The organism is Pseudarthrobacter sp. (genome assembly GCF_036675385.1).
In the GTDB taxonomy this organism is placed as follows: domain Bacteria; phylum Actinomycetota; class Actinomycetes; order Actinomycetales; family Micrococcaceae; genus Arthrobacter.
On the sequence record NZ_JAKFFD010000067.1, the window covers coordinates 1 to 3871 of the forward strand.

7 protein-coding genes are annotated in these 3871 nt (G+C 64.1%); 6 read left to right on the plus strand and 1 reads right to left on the minus strand.

Going from position 1 to position 3871, the window contains the following annotated elements; all coding sequences use genetic code 11:
• The coding region (locus tag V6M49_RS05445) for an ABC transporter ATP-binding protein (protein WP_332760479.1) at nucleotides 1-796 on the plus strand (796 nt) is incomplete at its 5' end.
• Nucleotides 797-863: 67 nt separating this feature from the next.
• On the opposite strand, the gene V6M49_RS05450 is transcribed toward V6M49_RS05445, so the two are convergent.
• Nucleotides 864-1151, minus strand: coding sequence for a YciI family protein (locus V6M49_RS05450; RefSeq protein WP_104063680.1), 288 nt, complete (start codon nucleotides 1149-1151; stop codon nucleotides 864-866).
• Nucleotides 1152-1233: 82 nt separating this feature from the next.
• On the opposite strand from V6M49_RS05450, the gene V6M49_RS05455 reads away from it, so the two are divergent.
• From V6M49_RS05455 to rpsN, 5 genes are all read left to right on the plus strand, one after another.
• The gene (locus V6M49_RS05455) at nucleotides 1234-1725 is read left to right on the plus strand and encodes a MarR family winged helix-turn-helix transcriptional regulator (RefSeq protein WP_185261892.1); all 492 of its coding nucleotides are present in this window, start codon (nucleotides 1234-1236) and stop codon (nucleotides 1723-1725) included.
• A 75-nt stretch (nucleotides 1726-1800) separates the two neighbouring features.
• Nucleotides 1801-2562 carry an SGNH/GDSL hydrolase family protein gene (locus V6M49_RS05460; RefSeq protein WP_332760480.1) on the plus strand — a complete coding sequence of 254 codons (762 nt, stop codon included), beginning with the start codon at nucleotides 1801-1803 and terminating at the stop codon, nucleotides 2560-2562.
• 253 nt (nucleotides 2563-2815) lie between these two features.
• Nucleotides 2816-3052: a 50S ribosomal protein L28 gene (gene rpmB / locus V6M49_RS05465; RefSeq protein WP_056342125.1), complete on the plus strand. Its 237-nt coding sequence runs from the start codon at nucleotides 2816-2818 to the stop codon at nucleotides 3050-3052.
• Nucleotides 3052-3219, plus strand: a complete 168-nt coding sequence (gene rpmG, locus V6M49_RS05470) for a 50S ribosomal protein L33 (protein WP_013602737.1) — start codon at nucleotides 3052-3054, stop codon at nucleotides 3217-3219. Before rpmB ends, rpmG begins: the two co-directional genes overlap by 1 nt.
• Before the next feature lie 4 nt (nucleotides 3220-3223).
• Nucleotides 3224-3529, plus strand: a complete 306-nt coding sequence (rpsN, locus tag V6M49_RS05475) for a 30S ribosomal protein S14 (RefSeq protein ID WP_026266887.1) — start codon at nucleotides 3224-3226, stop codon at nucleotides 3527-3529.
• Nucleotides 3530-3871 lie beyond the last annotated feature (342 nt).

Here is a 3871-nt window from a genome sequence, read left to right on the forward strand (position 1 = left end):
CGCCCGCGAAAACGTGGAGTTCGCGCTCCGGATGCGCAAGGTGCCCAAGGCCGAACGGCGTCAACGCGCCGATAGCGCGCTGGAACGCGTGGGCCTGGGCAAGATGGGCGACCGCAAGCCCCGTCAGCTCTCCGGCGGACAGCAGCAGCGCGTCGCCCTGGCCCGCGCGCTGGTGTTCAACCCGGCCGCGCTGCTCCTGGACGAGCCCATGGCCGCCCTCGACAAGCGGCTCCGCGAACACATGCAGGAAGAGATCAAGACGCTGCAGAAGAGCCTGGGCATCTCCGTCCTTTTCGTCACGCACGACCAGGACGAGGCGATGGCCATGTCCGACCGGATCGTGGTGATGAAGGACGGCAGGATCGTCCAGTCGGGCCCGCCCGAAGAGGTCTACAACCACCCGCTCACGGACTGGGTGGCCAGCTTCCTGGGCGACACCAACCTCATCCCGTGCACCGTCCTGGAACGCAAGGACGGCGAGGCGCTGGTTGACCTCGGCGGCCTGGGCCTGGGCAGGGTTCGCGACCGCGGCGTCACCGGCGAGAACTACGCCGTGTCCATCCGTCCCGAACACCTCAAGTTCAGCTCCGAAGCAGGCACGGACAACTGCGGCAAGGCGGCGCTGGTTTCCTCGACCAACCTGGGCGCCACCGTGCGCCACCGCCTCACGGCCGGCGGCCACGAGCTGCAGGTGCGCGAACTCAGTTCAGATGCGACGGGTCGGCCCGCGCCAGGCGCGGAGCTGTTCGTGACCTGGGAGCCGGACAAGGCCCAGCTGCTGGTTCTGGAGCAGTAGGTCCGCCCGGGGAGCTGCCGGGGATGCCGGGCAGTTCCCCGGAGCCTGCCGGCGCAGGGCCGGGGGCCTAGGTGTCCAACAGGTTTTCGTAACCCTCCGCCACGGTTGTGGCAGTGAATTCGATGACCTCGAACTCGGCCACACCGTTGCTGTAGAAGGGGTCCTTGGCCAGCGCAGCATCAAGTGTGGTTCGGTCGGCCTTGGACAACAGCACACCGCCCACCGCGGGAACCTGGCGTCCGGACGCAAGGAACACGCCGTCGTCGAAGGCCTGCTTAACCCACGCCATGTGCGCAGGGCGGTGATAGTCCACGATGTCTTCGGGCACCTTGTAGGTCAGCGATACAACAAACATAAAGTCAGCCTACCCGGATGGGTCCACGGGAACTGGTGCGTCACTTGAATGCTCAACCACGCTCTGCTTCTAGAATGGACGCATGACCGAACCGCGCTGGCTCAACGCCGACGAACGCCGTGCCTGGCTGGCACTCCTGAGCATCAACACGCTGCTGCCGGCTGCCCTGGACAACCAGCTCCACACCGCCGGCAAGGTGTCCCTGTTCGACTACAACGTCATGGCCATGCTGTCCGAAGCCGAGGGCCGCTTCCTGCCGATGAGCCAGCTGGCCGCGCGTACGAGTTCGTCGCTGTCCCGGCTCTCGCACGTGGTCTCCAAACTGGAGAAGCGCGGATGGCTGGAGCGGCGTCCGCACCCCCGCGATGCCCGGGTCACCACCGCACACCTGTCCGACGTCGGGATGGCCACTTTGGAGGCACTCGCACCGGGGCACGTGGAGGCGGTGCGCACCAAGTTCCTGGACGCCCTGACGGAACGCGACGTCAACGACCTCGCCCGCATCGGCGAAAAGATCGTGGCCCGGCTGGACGACGACCACTGGATCCTCCGCGAGACCGAAAGCCGGCCATAAGCCGTCGCCCTGATGGACACCGTCCGGACACGCCCCGCCTTGGTTGCTCCCGGCAACAGATGACAGACTGACGCCATGGACTTTTCCGCACGGTATGTAGCGCTCGGCGATTCCTTCACGGAAGGGGTCGGGGATGACGACCCCAGCCGCCCCAACGGCGTGCGGGGCTGGGCGGACCGCGTGGCGGAGCAGCTGGGCGCGGCGGATCCCGGCTTCGGCTACGCCAACCTGGCCATCCGCGGCAGGAAGCTCCGCCAGATCATGGCAGAACAGGTGGACGCCGCCGTCGACCTTAACCCCACCCTGGTGACCATTTACGCAGGTGCCAACGACATTCTGCGTCCCAAGATCGACATCGACGATCTGCTGGCGGAGTACGACGCCGGCATCCGCAAGCTGGCGGCCACCGGCGCCACAGTGGTGATGTTCACCGGCTTCGACGCGCGCGGCTCCAAGGTCTTCAGCACCATGCGCGGCCGCACCGCCATCTACAACGAACTGGTCCGCGGCATAGCCGGGGACCATGGAGCGTTGCTGGTGGACTATTGGCGCTTTAACGAGTACTACGACTGGGGCATGTGGGCCCAGGACCGGATGCACATGTCCGCCGCCGGGCACGCCAACATGGCCAAACGCGTCCTTACCGTCCTGGAGCACGACCACTCGATCGAAGTCCCGCCCATGACCCCGGTGCCCGAGCTGAACCGGGCCGAAGCCCTCCGCGCCAACGCCCGCTGGGTCCGCGAATTCGCCGGCCCCTGGGTGGTCCGCCGTGTCACCGGCAAGTCCTCTGGCGACGGACTGGCGCCCAAGTACGCCCAGCTCACGCGCCTCTGAAGCAGCGCCCCCTTATACACCGTCCGAGTACGGATTGGTCTTTAATTGCGTGAACTCGTAGACTTGGTGAGCGCTAAGTGCGCGGAGCGTGCGCAATTGCTCCGGTGGCCCGGTAGTTTTCTCCAGGGTAGCCGGTAGTTAGGGGCTCAAGTTGCGTGACTAACCGTTCACCCTGATCACTTTGGGTCGCACTTAGCCGCATGATCCTGCAGCAGATATGCGGATCATTACATTCAATTCTTGAGGAGAAGTCATGGCAGCACACTGCCAAGTGACCGGAGCCGAGCCGGGCTTTGGGCACAGCATTTCGCACTCGCACCGTCGCAACAAGCGTCGGTTCGATCCGAACATCCAGAAGAAGCGCTACTGGGTTCCGTCCCTGCGCCGTAACGTCACTCTGCAGCTTTCTGCAAAGGGCATCAAGACCATCGACGTACGCGGCATCGACGTAGTCGTCGCCGCCATCCTTGCTCGGGGAGTGAAGCTCTAATGGCTAAGGACAAGGACGTACGTCCGATCATCAAGCTCAAGTCGACTGCGGGCACGGGTTACACCTACGTGACGCGGAAGAACCGTCGTAACGACCCGGACCGCATGGTTCTGAAGAAGTACGATCCCAAGATCCGTCAGCACGTCGAATTCCGAGAGGAGCGCTAAACACATGGCTAAGAAGTCAATGATCGCAAAGAACGAACAGCGTAAAGTCATCGTTGAGCGTTACGCTGCAAAGCGCCTCGAACTGAAGAAGGCTCTGGTTGACCCCAACTCGACCGACGAAGTTCGCGAAGCTGCACGCCTCGGCCTGCAGAAGCTTCCCCGCAACGCGTCGCCCGTCCGTCTGCGTAACCGCGACATCATCGACGGCCGTCCCCGCGGTACCTTCCAGAAGTTCGGTATCTCCCGTGTTCGCTTCCGCGACATGGCTCACCGCGGTGAGCTCCCGGGTATCACCAAGTCTTCCTGGTAATCCAGCACCGCTGATTCCAGCTGCTTGAGAAGGGCCGGCAACCGTTTGGTTGCCGGCCCTTCTGCGTTTAAGGCCTCCGGCGATCGGGCCTCCGGTGATCGAGCGTGTCGAGATCCGTGAGAGGCGTCGGCCGTTGTGCCGCAGCACACAGAACTCACTTACGACGGCGGCGCCCGAATTTGGGTGCCGATACCGGCTTTGAGCCCGGAATGGCGGGGTGTAGGGCCTGTTGTGGGGGTGGATTTGCGGTGGGGGTTGGGTGGGTGTATTGTTTTCTAAGTCGCCGCGAGGGGAACAGCGAAGAGCTGGTTACCGCGGGCGGCCAAACCCCCTAATTCAAGA

Coding starts and splice junctions, on each gene's coding strand:
- V6M49_RS05455 (WP_185261892.1), top strand. CDS start 1,234: ATGACCGAACCGCGCTGGCTCAACGCCGACGAACGCCGTGCCTGGCTG.
- V6M49_RS05450 (WP_104063680.1), bottom strand. CDS start 1,151: ATGTTTGTTGTATCGCTGACCTACAAGGTGCCCGAAGACATCGTGGAC.
- rpmG (WP_013602737.1), top strand. CDS start 3,052: ATGGCTAAGGACAAGGACGTACGTCCGATCATCAAGCTCAAGTCGACT.
- V6M49_RS05460 (WP_332760480.1), top strand. CDS start 1,801: ATGGACTTTTCCGCACGGTATGTAGCGCTCGGCGATTCCTTCACGGAA.
- rpsN (WP_026266887.1), top strand. CDS start 3,224: ATGGCTAAGAAGTCAATGATCGCAAAGAACGAACAGCGTAAAGTCATC.
- rpmB (WP_056342125.1), top strand. CDS start 2,816: ATGGCAGCACACTGCCAAGTGACCGGAGCCGAGCCGGGCTTTGGGCAC.